This is a genomic window from Paenibacillus sp. DMB20, from assembly GCF_000987955.1.
GTDB lineage: Bacteria > Bacillota > Bacilli > Paenibacillales > Paenibacillaceae > Paenibacillus_AQ.
In genome coordinates, this window is record NZ_LAZU01000053.1 from 314,536 (window position 1) to 332,413 (window position 17,878).

General features: G+C 46.9%; 29 protein-coding genes. All 29 read left to right on the forward strand.

Features of this window, described 5'->3' with window-relative positions:
• The first annotated feature begins 15 nt into the window (after positions 1–15).
• The 29 genes from XI25_RS29535 (at position 16) to XI25_RS29665 (ending at position 17,833) form a co-directional block, all read left to right on the forward strand.
• Positions 16–480 (forward strand): YopX family protein, encoded by a 465-nt coding sequence (locus XI25_RS29535; protein ID WP_046681386.1) that lies wholly within the window; start codon positions 16–18, stop codon positions 478–480.
• A gap of 160 nt (positions 481–640) precedes the next feature.
• Positions 641–841 (forward strand): hypothetical protein, encoded by a 201-nt coding sequence (locus XI25_RS29540; RefSeq protein WP_046681387.1) that lies wholly within the window; start codon positions 641–643, stop codon positions 839–841.
• Between the two features lie 130 nt (positions 842–971).
• A complete protein-coding gene (locus tag XI25_RS29545; RefSeq protein WP_046681388.1) occupies positions 972–1,379 on the forward strand; it encodes a RusA family crossover junction endodeoxyribonuclease in 408 nt (135 codons plus the stop codon).
• A gap of 522 nt (positions 1,380–1,901) precedes the next feature.
• A complete protein-coding gene (locus XI25_RS29555) occupies positions 1,902–2,936 on the forward strand; it encodes a hypothetical protein (RefSeq protein WP_046681390.1) in 1,035 nt (344 codons plus the stop codon).
• Positions 2,937–3,221 carry a hypothetical protein gene (locus XI25_RS33570; protein WP_046681391.1) on the forward strand — a complete coding sequence of 95 codons (285 nt, stop codon included), beginning with the start codon at positions 2,937–2,939 and terminating at the stop codon, positions 3,219–3,221. It begins immediately after the preceding gene.
• A gap of 46 nt (positions 3,222–3,267) precedes the next feature.
• Positions 3,268–3,447: a hypothetical protein gene (locus XI25_RS29565; RefSeq protein ID WP_046681392.1), complete on the forward strand. Its 180-nt coding sequence runs from the start codon at positions 3,268–3,270 to the stop codon at positions 3,445–3,447.
• The gene (locus tag XI25_RS29570; protein ID WP_046681393.1) at positions 3,428–3,820 is read left to right on the forward strand and encodes a hypothetical protein; all 393 of its coding nucleotides are present in this window, start codon (positions 3,428–3,430) and stop codon (positions 3,818–3,820) included. The genes XI25_RS29565 and XI25_RS29570 overlap by 20 nt, the downstream gene beginning before the upstream one ends.
• Positions 3,786–4,217: a sigma factor-like helix-turn-helix DNA-binding protein gene (locus tag XI25_RS29575; RefSeq protein WP_046681394.1), complete on the forward strand. Its 432-nt coding sequence runs from the start codon at positions 3,786–3,788 to the stop codon at positions 4,215–4,217. Before XI25_RS29570 ends, XI25_RS29575 begins: the two co-directional genes overlap by 35 nt.
• A 426-nt stretch (positions 4,218–4,643) precedes the next feature.
• Positions 4,644–4,805 (forward strand): hypothetical protein, encoded by a 162-nt coding sequence (locus tag XI25_RS33575; protein WP_160308969.1) that lies wholly within the window; start codon positions 4,644–4,646, stop codon positions 4,803–4,805.
• Between the two features lie 51 nt (positions 4,806–4,856).
• Positions 4,857–5,012 (forward strand): hypothetical protein, encoded by a 156-nt coding sequence (locus XI25_RS33580; protein WP_160308970.1) that lies wholly within the window; start codon positions 4,857–4,859, stop codon positions 5,010–5,012.
• 91 nt (positions 5,013–5,103) lie between these two features.
• A complete protein-coding gene (locus tag XI25_RS29580) occupies positions 5,104–5,367 on the forward strand; it encodes a hypothetical protein (protein WP_046681395.1) in 264 nt (87 codons plus the stop codon).
• Positions 5,354–5,569 (forward strand): hypothetical protein, encoded by a 216-nt coding sequence (locus tag XI25_RS29585; protein ID WP_046681396.1) that lies wholly within the window; start codon positions 5,354–5,356, stop codon positions 5,567–5,569. The genes XI25_RS29580 and XI25_RS29585 overlap by 14 nt, the downstream gene beginning before the upstream one ends.
• Positions 5,570–5,588: 19 nt before the next feature.
• The gene (locus XI25_RS29590) at positions 5,589–5,792 is read left to right on the forward strand and encodes a hypothetical protein (RefSeq protein ID WP_046681397.1); all 204 of its coding nucleotides are present in this window, start codon (positions 5,589–5,591) and stop codon (positions 5,790–5,792) included.
• 17 nt (positions 5,793–5,809) lie between these two features.
• Positions 5,810–6,178 carry a terminase small subunit gene (locus XI25_RS29595; RefSeq protein ID WP_046681398.1) on the forward strand — a complete coding sequence of 123 codons (369 nt, stop codon included), beginning with the start codon at positions 5,810–5,812 and terminating at the stop codon, positions 6,176–6,178.
• Positions 6,175–8,007: a hypothetical protein gene (locus tag XI25_RS29600; RefSeq protein WP_046681399.1), complete on the forward strand. Its 1,833-nt coding sequence runs from the start codon at positions 6,175–6,177 to the stop codon at positions 8,005–8,007. Before XI25_RS29595 ends, XI25_RS29600 begins: the two co-directional genes overlap by 4 nt.
• Positions 8,007–8,237 (forward strand): hypothetical protein, encoded by a 231-nt coding sequence (locus tag XI25_RS29605; protein ID WP_046681400.1) that lies wholly within the window; start codon positions 8,007–8,009, stop codon positions 8,235–8,237. The genes XI25_RS29600 and XI25_RS29605 overlap by 1 nt, the downstream gene beginning before the upstream one ends.
• The gene (locus tag XI25_RS29610; protein ID WP_046681401.1) at positions 8,230–8,481 is read left to right on the forward strand and encodes a hypothetical protein; all 252 of its coding nucleotides are present in this window, start codon (positions 8,230–8,232) and stop codon (positions 8,479–8,481) included. Before XI25_RS29605 ends, XI25_RS29610 begins: the two co-directional genes overlap by 8 nt.
• Before the next feature lie 38 nt (positions 8,482–8,519).
• Complete coding sequence (locus tag XI25_RS29615; protein ID WP_046681402.1) at positions 8,520–10,418, forward strand: portal protein; 1,899 nt, start codon at positions 8,520–8,522, stop codon at positions 10,416–10,418.
• On the forward strand, positions 10,411–10,677 hold the full coding sequence (locus XI25_RS29620; RefSeq protein WP_046681403.1) for a hypothetical protein: 267 nt from the start codon (positions 10,411–10,413) through the stop codon (positions 10,675–10,677). Before XI25_RS29615 ends, XI25_RS29620 begins: the two co-directional genes overlap by 8 nt.
• Positions 10,678–10,707: 30 nt before the next feature.
• Positions 10,708–10,839 carry a hypothetical protein gene (locus XI25_RS35990; protein WP_268794588.1) on the forward strand — a complete coding sequence of 44 codons (132 nt, stop codon included), beginning with the start codon at positions 10,708–10,710 and terminating at the stop codon, positions 10,837–10,839.
• A gap of 124 nt (positions 10,840–10,963) precedes the next feature.
• A complete protein-coding gene (locus tag XI25_RS29625) occupies positions 10,964–11,866 on the forward strand; it encodes a hypothetical protein (protein WP_046681404.1) in 903 nt (300 codons plus the stop codon).
• 3 nt (positions 11,867–11,869) lie between these two features.
• The gene (locus XI25_RS29630; protein WP_046681405.1) at positions 11,870–12,304 is read left to right on the forward strand and encodes a hypothetical protein; all 435 of its coding nucleotides are present in this window, start codon (positions 11,870–11,872) and stop codon (positions 12,302–12,304) included.
• 18 nt (positions 12,305–12,322) lie between these two features.
• Positions 12,323–13,207, forward strand: coding sequence for a Mu-like prophage major head subunit gpT family protein (locus tag XI25_RS29635; protein ID WP_046681406.1), 885 nt, complete (start codon positions 12,323–12,325; stop codon positions 13,205–13,207).
• A gap of 13 nt (positions 13,208–13,220) precedes the next feature.
• Positions 13,221–13,463, forward strand: coding sequence for a hypothetical protein (locus XI25_RS29640; RefSeq protein ID WP_046681407.1), 243 nt, complete (start codon positions 13,221–13,223; stop codon positions 13,461–13,463).
• 178 nt (positions 13,464–13,641) lie between these two features.
• The gene (locus tag XI25_RS29645; RefSeq protein WP_152669249.1) at positions 13,642–14,841 is read left to right on the forward strand and encodes a hypothetical protein; all 1,200 of its coding nucleotides are present in this window, start codon (positions 13,642–13,644) and stop codon (positions 14,839–14,841) included.
• A gap of 13 nt (positions 14,842–14,854) precedes the next feature.
• Positions 14,855–15,037: a hypothetical protein gene (locus XI25_RS29650; protein ID WP_046681409.1), complete on the forward strand. Its 183-nt coding sequence runs from the start codon at positions 14,855–14,857 to the stop codon at positions 15,035–15,037.
• Positions 15,038–15,064: 27 nt separating this feature from the next.
• A complete protein-coding gene (locus XI25_RS29655; RefSeq protein WP_046681410.1) occupies positions 15,065–15,709 on the forward strand; it encodes a phage adaptor protein in 645 nt (214 codons plus the stop codon).
• A 1-nt stretch (position 15,710) separates the two neighbouring features.
• A complete protein-coding gene (locus tag XI25_RS29660; protein WP_046681411.1) occupies positions 15,711–17,132 on the forward strand; it encodes a hypothetical protein in 1,422 nt (473 codons plus the stop codon).
• 11 nt (positions 17,133–17,143) lie between these two features.
• On the forward strand, positions 17,144–17,833 hold the full coding sequence (locus XI25_RS29665) for a hypothetical protein (protein ID WP_046681412.1): 690 nt from the start codon (positions 17,144–17,146) through the stop codon (positions 17,831–17,833).
• The last annotated feature ends 45 nt before the right edge of the window (positions 17,834–17,878 follow it).

The following is a 17,878-nucleotide window of genomic DNA, read 5'->3' on the forward strand; positions in this document are numbered from 1 at the left end:
TAGGAGGATGAAACCATGAGGGACATAGTGCTTCAGGCAGTTGATAACGGGAAGCTCATAACAGAGTTCTATCCCAAGTCAAATTATAAAATTGAGATCGATTGGGACCAGAAACTAAAGTTATTTGAGTTTAATTCACGAACAGAAACGTATACCGAGTACGGTGACAACCTTCAGATGCCGGATTGGGAAGTAGTAGACGGTGGGATTATCAGATTTCCGGTCGGACTCAAGGACAGAAATGGTAAATGGATCTATGATGGCGACATTCTTGTTTTTCAAAACAAAAACATGAACAAAAGTGAATTACTCGGATACATGAAGTATGACGCAGACCGCGCATGCTGGACCTGTACCAAGACGCTTGAGGACAATGTGTACGGACTTCCATATAACGATGAATGCGACAACGGAGTTCATGATGAAAAGAACGTTGAAATTATCGGTAACATCTACCAAAACAAGGAGCTGATCTCATGAACGCATACAGCAGAAAGCACACACCTGTACCAAGACCATATGAGCCGGGGAAGATCATTACCGTGACAGAACGAGAACGCGCAGAAGCGTCGCTGAAAGAGTGGAAGGCCACGCCGGAAGAGATTAAGCAAATGCTGAGTAAATACGGAGGTGGGGCAGCGTGAAAAAGTATATCGCAGTGCCGAAAGAAGACCTGCACTTATACCCTCACACATGGCAACAAGGTCTGGAATACGAAGTTGTAGAAAGGAATGACCGTCTTATGATCGCATCAGATCAGGGGGACACAGGTTGGTACTTGGCAAAGAAAAATCATCTTGAAGAAGTGTTTGAATTCAAGGATGGAGGTGGAGCAGCGTGACACAGCGCATGAAGTTTAGGCTACTGGTCAACGGCCAGGAAGTCGAGGTCGGTACACTCCGGCAGCTCACAGGCAAGCTCAAACACTGGCGTAAGCAAGTGGCCGATGTCAGGATTGCGCCGGTGGCGTCATGATCCAGTTCGAAGTAAACGTGCCGCCGATGGGTGCCGTCCGCATGACACAGCGCAGCAAATGGAAGAACCGATCAGCTCAAAGCTACTTGCAGTATAAAAGTGTAGTCGGATACGCAGCAAAGAAACATTTTGTCGAGCCGATCAACGGACCGGTTGCCACAGAAATCGATTTTTACTACCCGGTGCCAAAAAGCTGGAGCAAAAAGGAGAAGGACAGGGCGCTAAAAGGCGAAACCTTCCCAACGGTCAAACCGGATATCGATAACGTCGTCAAAGGCATTTTCGATTCTCTTAATAAAATCGCATGGGAAGATGACAACCGAGTCGTTGCACTCATAACCCGTAAATACTATTCGACTCAACCACGGATCGTCATCAAAGTTTGGGAGGTGGAGGTTGCATGATAGCCTGCTGGATATATCGAGACGGTGAATATATGCTTTTCAACGATTCTGGAGCCGTTATAGCCACGTTAACACCATTGGACGGACAAATACATGGTCAGAATATAAAAACGTCTCTATGAGCCTACTGGATGGTTTAAAATCGATGGTCATAGAATCATAGGCAAACCACCTGATAGAGACGAGAGGAAAGGAGCATGAGTCATGGTAAAGTGGCTGTGGCGAACAAAACGTCCAGAACAATCCACATGGGTTTACTGCCCGGGATGCAACGAGGATTTATGCAGCAACAACAGCTTTGTAAAAGACGCTGATTACGTGTATTACAAATGTTCGAATTGCGGGAGAGAAAGCAAATGGGATTTTGATGCGGGACCCGTTCCGGTGGAAATCAAAATGTCAAATCAAAACCACATAAGTAAAACCACAAAATATTGAGAAAACGAAAGAAAATACCCTATTAAACCACAAAATATGGTATAATAAAGCTAAATAATCAACTATTTCGGGAGAGGTGTAAAAATGGGAGTAGCAACGGATATTCAAGGACTGCAACAACAACTGGAGCAGGTACGGGCAGAGTATCATGCGGAAAATCAACGGGGAGCGCTCAAGGATAGTCACAAGGTGGCAGAACTGGAAGCGAAGATGGCAGATATATCGCAAAGGTTGGACGTCGAACAGAGACTCATCCAGCATGAAGCAAAGATTGAAGAGTCTCATAATGAAATCGCCTATCTAATGGACACCATAAACGTGAAGGGAATCAGCATGCGAGAGCTTTGCCGTAACGAGGAAGCTTATCAGCTATTAAAAGAGGCCGTGCAGCTAACACTGCTAGAACGCGATGAGAAGTGGCTAGAAGAAAATAAACAGTTGAAAGAAGAGTTGGCTACAGAAAGACAGGAAAAAGCGACACAGCGTATTGAGATTAACCAGCTGAAGGTTGAACTTGAGGATGCGCAGAACAAACGTGACGCGGCTGTAGCTGAATTGGAAGACAGCAAGAAAGAGATTGCACGGCAAAACAGTCACATTGACGACCTGCGTCGGCAAATCGCGGTTGGAGCTGCGGGTGCAGTTAAAACGATTGATATCGGCGATGCATATGAGCGTTACATGAGCAAGAAAAAAGAAGAGGAAGAAGCCAAGCCGGCCATATATGATGTTGAACAATTGGACTTCAAAGGCAGCTTGTTCCGCGCCAAACTGGCAGAAACGGACGAAGAAATCACCTTTGGATACCTCGAAAAAGGGAAGTATCGGGAGGTGACGGCCCAAGAGGCTGAATCGTTTCGTCGATCCGCCGAAGAACGTCGTCATGCGGATATGGTACAGCATGGGCAAAATGATGTCGTGGAGGCGCAGGGCGAACTAATTCCGCCCAAACCGCAGTTTCAGGACGTATACAGCCCAGGCACAGAGCACGGAATGGATGAAACACACCCTGGTGGAAAAGTGGAAGATCAAGCAGTTGGAAGCGTTGAGGAACGCCTTAAAGCGCTCGAGCAACGAGTAAGTGCATTGGAAGGACAGGCGAAGGGAGAGGCGGCTTAAATGAGTAAGAAACAGTATGGTAGTTTTGGAACTATTCAAGGGTTGTTGGAGGAAATACCGGAATCTGAGGTAAAAGCGAAAGAGGAAGAAGTCACAGGATTTGTAAAAGAATCCCTAACTACTGAAGGCCTTAATCCTGATGACTTTTATTATGAATCCATTATCCGACAATCATATTATGACGGAAACGACACGGACGAAAAGCACCCTCGCGTATGGGATGAGCCTATTTTTAACAATAGTGTTCCATTGGTGACGGTGGCGATCACGGCTACAGAAAGATGATGGAGAGGCGGCGTAATGCCGTCTTTTCTCTACCGGAGGGTAATACATGGAAATAAAGCAAAGAGTCCGGCATAAAGGTACCGGAGAAAAAGGACATGTCAGTAGGATGATAGACGGTTGGGTATTTGTCTTGTTGGATGGATACAGGACGGCATTGCCATATCGGGAAGAATGGCTGGAGACGATTGAGGAGGGAGAGGTGACTGGTGGACAAACAGAAAATTGAAAGGGCAGCAGATTTGGCGAAAATGGTGGCTCTGCAGAGCGCATCTAAACATCGTGCTGCATCGGAATGCGAAGTATCTAAACTGATGTTGGATACAGCGAATGATAGGGAAGGATTGGAACGGCACATCAGAGAGGATCTAGCATATAAATTCGGTGAAGTTATAAATAATAGCGAAAAGTTCAAAGTTCAATCAGAAGAATTTAGCCCGAGTCATAGTTTATATCTGGTGATGAGAAACCGTATGGAAGCTTACATCTTCACTAAAGAAGAATTGACACAGGTATTTGACGACCTCATTCATGCTATTACTCAAGAATTGATTAAGGAGGGAGACCATGGACAAGAACAAAGTAGTTTACCTGCTGAGTAGATTCAATTCGTTTGAGTACGCTGTAAGAAAGACGCAAGATGCTCACGGAGGGCCGTTACTACCGCGGAACAAGATTGATAATCGATTGCTGCCAGCTAATGTTTGGGATAACCGGCGCTACACTCGGATTGTGGAGTTTATACGCGGCGCAATCAATGAGTTATTGAGTGACAACGAAAGAATGGTTATCATGAGGAAATACCTTGATCGCAACAAAATGTCATTAAAAGAAATCGCGAACGACTTGAACCGGGACCGTGGAACGATCTCTAAATGGCACACCGGAGCATTGGAACAGCTTTGCACAGCGCTGGAACCACTCGATGATGAATATGTTCACATTAGCAATCTCGACCATATGTTTGATCAAGATTGGAGGTATAGCGAGTCGGCATGAGGATTAAATTTGTGTGCGAGACGTGTAAGAAGGAAATACAAGTGGATGAGGACATCTACAAACGGAAGTATGAGGGGGAAAAAGAGTGCCTTTCATGCAGGAAACCCGCATAAAACCCGCATTTTTCCCGCAAAAGAATCACCCAAAACCCGCAGCCTTTCTGGTAAATTAGTATTATAGGGAACAGTGAATGAGCGCCGGTAGCTGAATGCGCAGTCGCCGTTCACACTGTTTCTTAACCATTGCACCCACGCCCTTCAACAAGCCGAGCCCCGCGGCATATCGGGGCATCCCATACATAAAAGTGACGGATACACGAAAAGGAGGTGAAAGCTTCCCATTACGTGATTAGCGACCGTCACTTTTTTTGTTTGACAGTCACATGAAACAATTTATCGTGTATATTTGTTATATGGAGGTAAGGCGATGGACAATTTTGATTGGGACAAATATAAGATTGGTAAGATTGATGTTACTTCGGGATCGATGTCATCAGAAAAAATAGAATTTGGTGGGGTAATTTCCGGGAAAATAAATGTAAAAGATATATATGCTACAAATGTTGTAGTTAGCGAAGAAAAAACATAATTTAAGGGACCATGAGTTTAAAGTATAAATGAACGTGGAGGTGAGCGTGGGGTGTTAGACGAGAAGAAAATAATGAAAATCGTTGATGATCATAAAAAGCAAGACGACAGATTGAAGGAGAAGTTAACAAATCTACCAAAAGAAAAATGGGATGAAGGTTTCGTGAAAGAAGCTTATGAACGTTTGAAGTCAACTAAGCGCCTATAAGGGCGCTATTTTTCTTTTGCCGAAGGACATCGAGGCGACCGAATCACCCAACGAAGTGGGGGCCGGATAATGGTTATAAGGAGATGATATTTTGACCGCGAGCATAGAAACGAAAAGATTAAAAGCATTCGACATGAATAGAAGTAAGTCGGATTTATATAAAGACATGGAGGAGTTCGAAAGAAGGTTTAGCGTGCTGCTCGACTTCAAAGCTCTTGATGACTTGCAGCAAACAATATACAGAACGGCATATGAAGATGCTATTCGGACATTTGTAGGTGAAGATTGGGGGAAATACACTGAAATTGAAGTGAGGATTAAAAGAAAGGTGAGGATAAATAGTGAAACTCCATAAAGACGGAACACCAGAAGAATTTACGGTCGAAGTAAGCTTTGCGGCAGCAAGCCTGATGAACGGAAAGGGACTGTCAGATGAAGTGGAAAGCGTGATGGCAGAGCAGATCAAAGAAGCAGGGAAAAACATGAGTGATTATAAGATCATTCGCACAGAAGATTACCGGGATGAAAAATACATTTACACAGCAGTACCGAAGTGATTAGAAAGGAGTGAACACTATGAAGGACGATCTCAAGGTTAATAGCGACCAAATACACATTATTGAATTACCGAAACGAAAACCACAGATCACCATCGGGGAAGAAAGTATCGAGGCAAAAGAAGATGGCACTGTCGAGTTGAACGGTAAACGCATAGAGACATTGAAAGACGCAGAGAAAGCTATGGGCATGATAATTAAAGCATTGAGCGGACGATTTTAGGGGGGGAGGTGAACACTGTGGCATTGACAGCCAAACAAGAGCTATTTGTCCAAGAGTACCTGAAAGACCTCAATGCCACTCAGGCAGCGATTAGGGCAGGGTATAGCGAAAAGACTGCGGCAGAAACAGGGTATGAAAACCTCAGAAAACCTCAGATCGCCGCCGAGATCGAAAAAAGGCAGCAAAAGATCGGCGAAAAGAACGAAATTACCGTGGAATGGATCCTTGAGGAGATGAAGGACACCTATCGGCAAGCTAAAGAAATGGGTGAGCTGTCCGCAGCCAACAAGTCGCTTGAAATGCTTGGCAGGTACAAGGGGATGTTCAACTTCAAGCTGAAGGTTGATGCGACAGTCACCAAAAAGCTAGAGGAATACTTCGCATGAGAACCTGCCGAGATATCATCAACCGTCGTAAATACCTTTGGAACACCTATCATGACATTGAGCGAGACAATGAATTCGTAGCAGCAGCCGTAAATTATATCGTTGATCCCCAAAACGCTATGGTGAGAGAGGAGATCAAACGATACCCTGAATACCTGATCGAGATTTCCTTTGTCATCGTAGACAAGGACAAGAACACCGTCCCGTTCTTTCTCAACGAGGTACAGCAGAGTTTCCTAGATGACATCAACAAGGCCAAGGATGCATACCGCGAGGGCCGTCGCCTTCATCTCAAGTTCCTGGTGCTGAAAGGTCGGCAGCAGGGGTTTACGTCGTTTATCACGGCTTATCAGCTGGCGAATGCGATCATCAGTAAAAACTTCTCAGGCTTCACGCTGGCGGACAGTGGAGATAACACCAACACGATATTCGAGGACAAGGCTAAGTACATCTACAACCAGTTGCCGGATCAACTTAAGCCGACGGAGAAGTATAACAACCGCAGAGAATTCCATTTCGAAAACCTAAATAGCCGCTGGCGTGTAAACACCGCCGGGAACAAAGAGGTTGGTCGTTCCAAGACGATCAACTTTTTTCATGGTTCTGAGGCCGCATTTTGGGATTCCATTGATTCCATTATGACCGGCTTAGGTGAAGCATTGACCAAGGACAGTATCCAGATCCTTGAGACCACAGCAAACGGCCTAAACGAGTTCAAGGACATATGGGATGGGGCCGAGCAAGGCGTGAACAACTGGGAGCCAAAGTTCTATCAATGGTGGCTTACTCCCGAGTATGTTCTGCAATTTGAGGATGACGAGCGTGAGGAACAGTTCAAACACGATGTCCTCAATCCATCGACGGAGTTTTTTACCAAGCTTAAGTTCCTGCTTGATCATGAAGGGCTTGAGTGGAATCAGCTCTATTGGTACTACGGCAAATACAAGGACCTACGGGATAAACTTCCCCAGGAGTACCCTTGTACACCGGAAGAATCCTTCCTGGCATCCGGTAGACCGCGGTTTGACGTGAATGTGCTGATGGAATACCTAAAGCACTGCGTTCCCGGTGAGATCGGCAGGCTGGAATTACACGGTGGGCGCCCGGTGTTCGTTAAGGATGATAGTGGAAACCTTGAAGTCTGGAAACGACCGCAGCCGGGTAGAGAGTATTTCATCGGTGGCGACATAGCCAAGGGTAAAGCAGATGGGGACTATTCATGTGCTACCGTATGGGATGCAGATAAGAACCTTGTCGCCATGTGGCACGGACACATTGACCCGGACGCATTTGGTAATCCGATCCTTACGAACCTGGGAAACTGGTACAACGAAGCCCTGATAGCACCGGAAGAGAATAACCACGGCTTGACCACAATCAACGCTATGAAGAACACCTACTGGAACATATATAAGCGCACGACCCACGACAAGGTGACTGACGTTGAAAAGCAGGAATTGGGATGGTGGACAGACTCGCGTACCAAGCCGCTGATGATCGACAATCTTGCCAAGCTTATACGCGAGCGTCAGATCGGCTGCAAGTCGGAGCGTATGATCAAAGAATGTATCAAATACGTAGTCGGTGATAACGGTGACACCAATGCCGCAACAGGCAATGATGACACCGTAACGTCATCGGCTATTATTTTGCTCGTTATGGACCAGTTCATCACGGAGTTGGCCGATATCACTTCATCTGGATCTACGCTTGTACAGGCCGAACAGGGAAGTTCATATGTCCAGTCCGGTGGGAATTGGGTCCACGTTAGCGAGATAGAGGACGCTGGCAGTGAGGATGACCAGTGGTTCAGAAAGGCGGGATGGTAATGAAAACTAAGTTAGTGCTAGTAGATGTTGATGGAAATGAAGTGGAGAAAGAAATCGAATGTAAACCAGGATGCAGAATGATAGTCAAATACAAAGAGGGTGCGTCTTATGCTGATGTTGATGGATATTTAAGGGGTGTATCTAGGTGGCTTAATGGAGAACTTAATGTTCTTTATGTGCCGCATTGGGTAGAGATAACATTCGTAAAATTTGGTGATGAGGATGCTTAACGTACTCTTATGCATCCTCATACTGGCTATATTGGTCACAGGAGCGTACTTTGCCGCACAACATGTCGTTACCCTGCGGACCAATCACAAGATGCTCACAGAGGAACACAACCGGGCTGTAGAGTACATTCAGACACTTGAGGATGATATTAAGCAGCTGACGTTTGAGAGAGAGCAATATCAGCAGCGCGAGCAGATGCAGCAGCCACAGAAGAATGGCTGGGATAACTTTGCAATACGATAGGTCGCCAGTAGGCGGCCTTTTTACTTGGAGGTGAGCGCATGAAAGACAAGCCCATAGACGTGATTGAGAAGTACCAGGATGAATTCTCGGTCCCGGAGCAATCGGATGAGAAAAAGGAACTTGCCAAACGGGTGCAGACGCTATTCCGCGGCGCCTGGGACGCCAAGGAGAACCTTGGATTGCCCCCGACATGGCGCAAGTGTGACGATTACAAAGTGCCGGGCAGACAAAACCCCAAGCAGAGCCATGAACATCCGGGAAGCGAGACAAATATAATTCATCCGATCATCGAGAGTCAGATAGGAGACTTGGTCGATAAGCCGTTCAACACATCAGCCAAGGGATGGGAGCCATCCGATGACATGTTTTCCGAGCAGGCGCAAAACATCATGGACTTTGTACTGTTCCGCAACCGATTCCCCACAAAAATGAACGTGGCCGAGCATGACCGGCTGGAACTGGGGACGACCATCATCAAGGTATGGTTCGATCCAGACGACCTGGACGGTCGGGGCTTGCCGAAGTTTGAACCCATCAGCCCGGCCAACTTCTTCCCGGACCCGAAAGTTCCACGAGCGGACCTGCTGCAGGATGCGGAATTCATCATACACGCCGTGCCTCGTCCATTGACATGGATACGCAACAAGTTTCCGAAGTGGGGGAAATACGTAAAACGCGAGGTGAGTGTGCCATACGACCCGGAGGACACGTTTACGGACGCGCAATCGGATCAGGTCAGCCCTAATATGTCGCAGAGGGCGTTATTACTCGAATGCTACATGAAGGACGAGAACGGCGAACTGTATTGCGTACACGTAGCCAATCATCTTGTGTTGGAGGACAGCCGAGAGAAAGGTGTTAAGATTCAGCGCCGGAATAAATACCCGTTTGTCATGATCCCTTGTTACCTTAAGCGAGGCACAGCATGGGGCTATGGTGACGTGGAGTTATTGATGCCTACTCAGGACCTTATCAATGAGCTGGACGATCAAATCCGCATGGTTCACCGAATGTCAGGCAATCCGCAGATTGTAGTCGGGCAAGGAGCCGGGCGCAACTTTAATTTCCGCAAGTGGACAAATGAACCGGGGCTCCGAATTCCGATGCGTGACCATAACGCTTGGTCCATCGTGCCGCCACAGACTGTTTCTTCTGATGTTATTGTTCGCCGAGAGAAAGCCTTCGCTGAAGCCGATACGATCAGTGGTCGTTCTGATGTTTCAAGGGGCGAGAAACCGGGGCAGATTACTGCAGCCGCCGCTATTATGGCCCTGCAGCAGGCCGGGCAGAAAGGTGTCATCCATAAGGCGAAGATGTTCAAGGAAGGTTGGGCTGAGGTGCTTGAGCTTCTTTTTGACGAGGTCGTCGAGAATTGGGATGAAGAGATGTGGATCCGCATTGACGGAGACGAGCCGGACTACCATTTTGTAAATCCGGCGCAGTTTAAAGAAGTGGAGATCATGATTCCGAACGATGTTGAGGGCGAGGAACCATTGGTGCCTCTTACGGATATGGAAGTATCCGAGGACGAGGAAGGAATCACCTCAGAAAAACCGATGACCCGGGACGCTCAGTATGACTTTGCGCTCAACATTGGCGACGGCATGCCGAATGATAAGGCGTTTATCTATCAATCCCTGCTGGATCTGGTGAACATTCGTTACCCTGAAGGGCCGGTCATCCGTTACGGTGAGCTTCGTTCGTACCTTCGCAATCAAATCGGCTTACCACTTGATACCGACGATGACCCGCAGGATACACCACCGCCGATGCAGCCGCCAATTGAACAGATGCCGCCGGACGCTATGCCGGAAATGCCGCCAGCACAGCAGATACCACAAGGACCACCGCCAGAAATACCGCCTGAGGTCTTGCAGGCACTTATGCAGACACAACCGGCACCTCCTGTGATGCAAGGGGGTGGAATCGTTGGCTAACACACGATACATGACGCCGCAGGAAGAACGGTATATGTACCATCTGCTTAGTGGTGACCCGTTAATCGGCAGCTTCATCCGCAATCAGATGCGGCACGGGGCTGGTGACCCACTAGCAAACCTGCCAGTGTGCCCGAAGTGCGAAAGGCCGAGCCTGTACCATGACAACGGCGCTATCTGCCCCACATGCGGCACATTCGCTGTGAAGGAGAAGACACACCGGGTGAAGGACCACATAAGGCAGGGTTATTACCGATGAAAAAAACTATACGTGAAAGGCGGTGAGGACATGGCCGATAAGAAGAAATCTAATGCATGCACCACAACCCAAAAGGGGTATGGCGAGAATAACCGCACGGTGGGGCTGAAGAAGGATTACAAGGTAACCGGTAAAGTGGACAACAAAAAAGCGAGCAAATAACAGGGCTATCGCAGAGCAGCGGTGGCCCTTTCACATATCCGCGCACTTGGCGCTGACCGGGTGAACAGCACTCACGGGCATGAAAAAGATTTCCGATGCCGGGAGGTCAAAAGGAGGAAAAACCATGGATTTGCAAACGTACCGCGAAATGAAAGAATCGGGCATGACCGCTGAGAACACTCAACCGGACGTACAGGATGCCGCTGTATATGAAGAACCGGATACATACGACGATCCTGTCGATGTAACCGACGATCCGGAAGAGGATGTCGAGGATACCGTCACAGACGATCTTGACGATACCGTAGATCCGACGGATGACGAAGAAGATATCGAACTCCCGGAAGCGCAAAAGACGGCCTTCCAAAAGGCGCTAGAGCGCGAGAAACGCAAGCTTGCTGAGCGTGAAGAACAGCTTAAGAAAGAGTACGAAGAGCAGTACAACCCGTACAAATCTTTCTTCGACCAGCTGGGCGTTGATCCTGCGACGGCACAGCAAGCCATTGAACGTAACAGAATCCAGCAGCAGGTCGAACAACTGGCCTATGAGCAGGGATGGACAGATGATCAAGCACAGGCTTACCTTCAAAACCAATTGGAGCAGCAACGGCAGGCTGAGGAATTGCACGACCTCCGGGTAACGGTGCAGATCAGCGAACTGGCAGACAAACCCGAGTTTTCCGGGATTAAGCAAATGAAAGACTCCATCAAGCAACTGATTAAGGACTCAGGTGGTAAGTTGACCGCGGAACAGGCCTATTGGGCTATCGGCGGTCCAGACAGAGCTAAGCAGTTACAGCGAGAGGCACAACAACGCGAGATCGCCAAACGAGCAAAGGCCAAACGCACCGTTCAAGCGGACAATCCGGTCACGGTTCCGACGGAAAAACCTCTCTCACCGGACGTGAAACGTGCAGCCGTGGAAGCCGGCATCAGCGAGAAGGAAGCCCGGCGTCTGATGGATATGCCGAACGATTTGGAGTCTTACCGCAAATGGAAATCAACACAAAATCAAAGGAGGGCCTAATACATGGCACGATTTATTGAAATGATCGACGGCCGCAACCAGGCGGTAGTCAAATATTTTAACGTTGGGGCTAACCAAACGATTAAGGAAGGGGACGCCTTGCAGATCGATGCGGCAACAGGCAAGGTTGTGGCCGCGGTCGGTGGTTCCACGACGCTGATCGGTGTGGCTAATAAGGACATTACTACAGGTGGTACAGTGTCGGCCAAGGACAATATCAGTGTGACGCTATTCAAAAACTCCGTATTCCGGTTTTCCTTCACTGGAACGACCAAAACGACGCTGGATGAAGCCGACCTGTATACAAAAAAATTCGACCTTGGCGACAAGCGCACCATTAACTTGGACGATACAACTGGCGGCATGTGCCAAGTGATCGCCTATGACAATACCAAAAAAACAGCAGACGTGGTTATCTCCACAGGTCTGGTATTTTAAGAGAGGACGTGACCTAATATGCCAATGAACACAGGGCAATTTAATAACCTATATACACGCAAGATTGACGAAGCATTTTTCGAGGCTTGGGTCGAAGAGCCGGAACAATGGTCCCGAATTGCTAACGACAAGAAAGGTGACAGCAACAATCATACCACGCAAATTATTGCTGGTATGAGTGCATGGCAATCTAAAAAGGAACTTGAGAACGCGAAAGAACAGCGTTTTAAGCAAGGTCCATTGATCGTAACCGAGTATGAGCCATTCGGCGTTGAGGTCGTAATGTCACGTGAGCAAATAGATGACGCTAAATATGGCGAGGTTGAGGACATGGCACGTGATGCTGGTCATGCAGGCCGTGAAGCCGTTGAAAGAAACTTTGCAAATTTCCTGAACGAACTATATGACCGCCCTTTCTACGACGGAAAACCTATTTTCTCCGAGGATCACCCTAACTATGGTGATGCAGGTGGTACACAAGATAATAAAATTACAGAAGCGTTAGCGGACGGATCGCTGAAAAACGCAATTATATTGTTTGGTCAACAACGTGACGAAGGCGGAAAATTGATTGGTTCTAATCCAACAAAACTGGTAGTTCCGGCATCATTGCAGTTTACTGCGGCAACAATTTTGCAATCTGCACTGGTTGCAGGTACGGTAAACAACGATAAAAACGTTATCCCGGATATGGAATTGGTAGTTAATAAGTTTTGGGATACACAAAAACGATGGATGATCATGGGATCGAGACATAAGATTAACCACATTTGGCGCGTTCAACCAGAATTCAAGAAAAAACCGTTCATGGAGGACAACGGAGCGCAGAAATGGCTTGGTTACTTCCGCGAAGCGAATGAGGCTACCAACTGGCGTCATGTTGTAGGCTCTGATCCGGCCTAAGGAGGGACTATGAATGGGTAAATTACCTGACCAATCTGCACCTATCCCTAAGTCGGCGCCGATGGACTTTGATCGCTTGTACGTCCAGGGGAAAGAAATTCTCCCAGGTGAGGGCGGTAAGGTGTCACCAAGCAAGAAAATCAAGAATATCAAGCCCATCAACACCAAGGGAGAAGTAGATCCGGTATTTGTGGCAAAATGCTTTAATTTGCTGCTGACCGAGCTTCAAAACGCCGGGTTGATGGAAGATAAGTAAACAGTGGGGAGGGCTTCGGCTCTCCCTTATTTTTGTAATGCGAGGTGGAATATGGACCATTTTCAAGGAGTCACACCAGAAGAACGATGGAAGAATGAATTTCTGAACGAACAACGGCGTCAAACCCAACTTCTTGAGCAGATTGCGCAACTGCTCAATGAGAAGGGGAAGCCGAAACGTGGAAAGTGTGGTGATAAGCATGGGAATGAGTAAGGTTAGCGAAATAGCGAGCTCAGTAATTGGAGACTCCATTTCGAATATTAAAAATTGGGGTAACGTTTTTTACAACGCTCAAGATCATGGAGTTTTTCCGGGTGGAGCGGATGTTACAACCAAACTACAATACTTAGTAAACTTAGCAAAATCAACAGGGAGAACTTCGATTTTTTTATCACATGGAGATTATTATGTAACTGGACTTACAAATGATGATGGAATCTATTTCTTTGGAGATAATGCAAAGTTCGTAGGCGGATATGATCGTGTGATTTATCAGATGGGAAACCCATCTGTGGAACGAGGAAAATCGTCACCGATGACATACAACTACACTCCGAATCGAGGAGGTCTATTACAATTCATTCAAGGTGATGACACTCAACCGTCAACAGCAGGGGTAGTTCCAAGTGTGTACATTCAACGCGTAGATAGATCCTTAACAGCCGACGATCCTGGGCACCTAATCACACCTTTGTACGTAGCGCATAAACGTTTGCCTGGAGGAACTGGATGGCTGTATTCGGGCCTTTTTTATCTTGAGGACCAGTCTAATACGGGGACTGCTCAATCGGCTGCAGTTGCAGGTATGGCTTACGCGAAAAACAAAACTGCTGTATGGGGCGTATATGGTGATGCTTACAAGTTTAGTTCGGAAGCTACAATCACAGGAGCAGAGTTTGACTCACAAAACCATTCGGGTGTTCACGATTTCTATAATGATGCCAATCCTGTAGGTGTTCCATTCTCTTGTGGCGTTTGGTTGAATCCCGCAGGTGGGGCCATAAGTAGTTTTGGATTAGGTGTAGGTGGTGGAGCGATTCCTAATATTTTCGATTGTGGCATCTATATAAAATCTGCATTGAACTATGGAATTGATGTTCAGGCTACACCGCAGACGATCATTCGTTTCAAGAATGGAGCGAAACGGGCCAGCGATCAGACATTTAACGGGATCGGCCTTGATACTGGAATTAATGCGAATTATGGTATCGCCGATCACACTGGAGCAATACACCTATGGTCTAACAAACTGGCATTTGGTGACATAGACGATTATGGATATATGAAATACAACGATACGAATAAATACCTTGAATTTTACTTTGGTGGAGTTCGAAGGGGATATCTAGATTTATCGGGAACAGATCATGCATTGTAAAGGAGATGGCGATATGGATAAGCAGTATATTGAGAATCAAATCATTCAGTCCAAGGTGAAAATTCACGACTGGAAAAAGTTAATTGAGGAAGAAGAGAAAAAACTGTTTCAGCTTTATGGGGCTCTTGAAACGTGGAATATAGTGGAGTCCAGAAAACCACAACTTGTTCATGAAAATAATGCCCATACTGCTTGAGCATTGTTAAGTTTGGGAGGTATATCAATGTCAACAGCCGCAAATCTAATGGCCGATATCAATCTACGATATCGAAACACATTCACCACTACCCAAAAACTTGTATGGTTTAACGAGGAACAACAGGAATTGTTTGGTATCCTACAGATCGACTCCCCACCATACGCATTTAAAACAGTAGCCAGTCAGAACTTATACCCGTTCCCTCTGGAATTTGATGTGACAAAAATCAAAGTTGTGACGTATCAAACAAACGATAATAACGTGTTCACCGAGGTCCCTGCTTTGAGGAACGACGACAATCAGTACGCTTCCTCGTCTAGCCTTTGGTACATCGTCATTTCGAATGCTATGTTCCTCAACATCCCCGGGGGGGCGGTCGACAATAGAACGGTGTACATCTATTGTGACTCAGATCCAACCGAGGTTACAGAGGCAACGATTAATCTTCCGCCGGACCTGCCTACCAAATACCATGAAATACTAAAATTTGGCGTTCTTGAGCGCATTGCAGCAGCACGTAAGGATGTTATTATGAAAAATAATTTTGCGGCAGACAAGCAGGACAAGATCGAGAACGTTCTCTGGGAACAAAAACTACAAGAACCAGAGTGGACGAAGCCCATAGACGTCATGCCTCGGGCAGGGAATCACGGATACAGGTGGTGGTAATATGGCCTATTGGCAAGCAGCGCGGAACAGTGAGGTAAGACAAGCGAATAACTTTTCAAAGGGACTGGATACCGAACACAGTCCTTTTTTTGTTGACGAAAACACCATAATCGACGGGTACGGATTCGACTTTGATAATTACCCAGCCCTTCAGGTGCGCGCCGGCCGAACCAATTACGGGAACAGCGGCGGGGCGAAAACAAATCTACTCACTCGGTTTGGAAATACGCACCTAGTCCGTGCGGTAGGAACAAGATTGCAATACAACAGCGGAGGAACAGCCTGGACGGACATACCCGGATCATATGCAGATATCGAATGGAGTGCAGCCAACTTTGATTTAAATGGTGCTGCACTTCTTCTTTTGAATCCGACCGATGGCGGTTACCACTGGACCGGAAGCTCTTTAAGGGGAATATCAAGCATGCCCAAAGGGAAATACATCACTTCGGACAACCTGAGAGTTTATGTAGCCAATAAGAGCGGAGAAGAAGACTATGTATACTATTCCGCATTCCAAGACGCCTTGGACTGGACCACGCCCAAGAACAGCGGTGCGGTTCAGTATTATACAGCATCAGGCGGTCCGATCACGGGAATTTACTCTTACAACGGTGGAATATGGGTGTTCAAAAAGGATTCCTATGCAATCATCTATCATACGGGCAGTGCGGACCTTGCTTATCGCTTGGTACCCATGGGCGGAAACATCGGCTGTGTGTCATCTAAAACGCTTGTAGAGGCTGGTCCGTTCCTGATGTGGCTTGGTATGGATGACGTATATGTAGGCGCTGGAGACGCCGCCAGAGGCGTAGGAGAGCCAATAAGAAAGTACCTCAACCAAATCAATAAGTCGGCGGTCGAGAACTCTTTCGCTTTTACCGCGAACAATCGCTATTACCTCTGCATCCCGACCGAATCAAGCGTTTACCCCAATATGTGCCTAGTGTACAGCTACGAACAGCGTCAATGGCTGCCATACAGTGCCAACCTCCCGGGCATGAACTGGGGCGTGTCGCTTAATGGTGAGGCCTATACCGGGGATTTTTGGGGACAGACGCACAAGATGAACAACGGCACTACTGATTCCGGTCAGCCGATCCCATGGAAGGTGCAGAGCCGGCCGTTTGACGAAGGCATAAAAGAGGCGGAAAAAGAATTGTGGGAGCTCCATTTGCTCGGATACTTCCCGTCCGGATCTACGCTAAAGGTTGAGGTTTCGCCACGGGATGACGGCACCGAGTGGTACAACATTGACTATGACCCAATCGCCAACAGCGGAAATACGCAAAACAAAAACCTAATCGTACCTATGGATGTCGTGCCATTATGCCATTATTATTCCTACCGTTTAACCGGTACCGGCCCGGCCACGATCCAAGAGGTACAAAGGTATTCACGCATACAACCTGTACAGTATTAAGGAGGGATCACATGCCAGTTCCGGACATAGCAGGACTTCCACCATTTGCGGATTTTAACGATGTTACCACCAAGATTGATGATTTAGTTCAACGATTGCGGCAACTGCTGCTTAACCTGGACACATTAAACATAAGGGAATTGCACGCCAGTAAACTTGTGGCTCAGTCTATAACGGGTGACAAGATTGAAGCAAATTCTATCAGTGCAAACCATATTCAGGCCAATGCTATTACTGCAGATAAGATCGAAGCAGGCGCGGTTACGGCAGATAAAATAGATGTCAACGAACTATCGGCCATCACAGCTAATTTGGGACACATAACGGCCGGCTTAATTGAGTCGGTGGAGATATTCGGGTCCTATATTGCGACAAGTAAGAGTTACCCAAAAGCAGAGCTGGATTCGACAGACAACCTTATAGGTGCTTATGCTACTCTAGACAATTACATCCAGATATACACTCCAAACAGTGGATTTTCGCCTACCATCAAATTCGGCACACCAGCAGGGGTAGCATATATAACTTATGATATTTTTGGTAATGCAATATCAGTTACAAGCAGTGATGCCAAAATTAATATATCTACTCAGCAGAGAATTGAGTTATTTGCTCAAGGTGGAGTTTTTGTAACAGACTGGAGAGATTTTAAAAATAATACTACAGGACGGTCGCTTCAAGACGACTTTGTTATGAAATAATAGACACTCCCTAATATTGGTTGATATACTTGAGGAAAATTGTTC

What these genes read in the sequence shown, in the direction of transcription:
- XI25_RS29665 (WP_046681412.1), top strand. Translation starts at nt 17,144, where the DNA reads ATGCCAGTTCCGGACATAGCAGGACTTCCACCATTTGCGGATTTTAAC.
- XI25_RS29630 (WP_046681405.1), top strand. Translation starts at nt 11,870, where the DNA reads ATGGCACGATTTATTGAAATGATCGACGGCCGCAACCAGGCGGTAGTC.
- XI25_RS29535 (WP_046681386.1), top strand. Translation starts at nt 16, where the DNA reads ATGAGGGACATAGTGCTTCAGGCAGTTGATAACGGGAAGCTCATAACA.
- XI25_RS29575 (WP_046681394.1), top strand. Translation starts at nt 3,786, where the DNA reads ATGGACAAGAACAAAGTAGTTTACCTGCTGAGTAGATTCAATTCGTTT.
- XI25_RS29565 (WP_046681392.1), top strand. Translation starts at nt 3,268, where the DNA reads ATGGAAATAAAGCAAAGAGTCCGGCATAAAGGTACCGGAGAAAAAGGA.
- XI25_RS29605 (WP_046681400.1), top strand. Translation starts at nt 8,007, where the DNA reads ATGAAAACTAAGTTAGTGCTAGTAGATGTTGATGGAAATGAAGTGGAG.
- XI25_RS29625 (WP_046681404.1), top strand. Translation starts at nt 10,964, where the DNA reads ATGGATTTGCAAACGTACCGCGAAATGAAAGAATCGGGCATGACCGCT.
- XI25_RS33575 (WP_160308969.1), top strand. Translation starts at nt 4,644, where the DNA reads ATGGACAATTTTGATTGGGACAAATATAAGATTGGTAAGATTGATGTT.
- XI25_RS33570 (WP_046681391.1), top strand. Translation starts at nt 2,937, where the DNA reads ATGAGTAAGAAACAGTATGGTAGTTTTGGAACTATTCAAGGGTTGTTG.
- XI25_RS29590 (WP_046681397.1), top strand. Translation starts at nt 5,589, where the DNA reads ATGAAGGACGATCTCAAGGTTAATAGCGACCAAATACACATTATTGAA.
- XI25_RS29655 (WP_046681410.1), top strand. Translation starts at nt 15,065, where the DNA reads ATGTCAACAGCCGCAAATCTAATGGCCGATATCAATCTACGATATCGA.
- XI25_RS29615 (WP_046681402.1), top strand. Translation starts at nt 8,520, where the DNA reads ATGAAAGACAAGCCCATAGACGTGATTGAGAAGTACCAGGATGAATTC.
- XI25_RS29640 (WP_046681407.1), top strand. Translation starts at nt 13,221, where the DNA reads ATGGGTAAATTACCTGACCAATCTGCACCTATCCCTAAGTCGGCGCCG.
- XI25_RS29555 (WP_046681390.1), top strand. Translation starts at nt 1,902, where the DNA reads ATGGGAGTAGCAACGGATATTCAAGGACTGCAACAACAACTGGAGCAG.
- XI25_RS29545 (WP_046681388.1), top strand. Translation starts at nt 972, where the DNA reads ATGATCCAGTTCGAAGTAAACGTGCCGCCGATGGGTGCCGTCCGCATG.
- XI25_RS29650 (WP_046681409.1), top strand. Translation starts at nt 14,855, where the DNA reads ATGGATAAGCAGTATATTGAGAATCAAATCATTCAGTCCAAGGTGAAA.
- XI25_RS29635 (WP_046681406.1), top strand. Translation starts at nt 12,323, where the DNA reads ATGCCAATGAACACAGGGCAATTTAATAACCTATATACACGCAAGATT.
- XI25_RS35990 (WP_268794588.1), top strand. Translation starts at nt 10,708, where the DNA reads ATGGCCGATAAGAAGAAATCTAATGCATGCACCACAACCCAAAAGGGG.
- XI25_RS29610 (WP_046681401.1), top strand. Translation starts at nt 8,230, where the DNA reads ATGCTTAACGTACTCTTATGCATCCTCATACTGGCTATATTGGTCACA.
- XI25_RS29600 (WP_046681399.1), top strand. Translation starts at nt 6,175, where the DNA reads ATGAGAACCTGCCGAGATATCATCAACCGTCGTAAATACCTTTGGAAC.
- XI25_RS29660 (WP_046681411.1), top strand. Translation starts at nt 15,711, where the DNA reads ATGGCCTATTGGCAAGCAGCGCGGAACAGTGAGGTAAGACAAGCGAAT.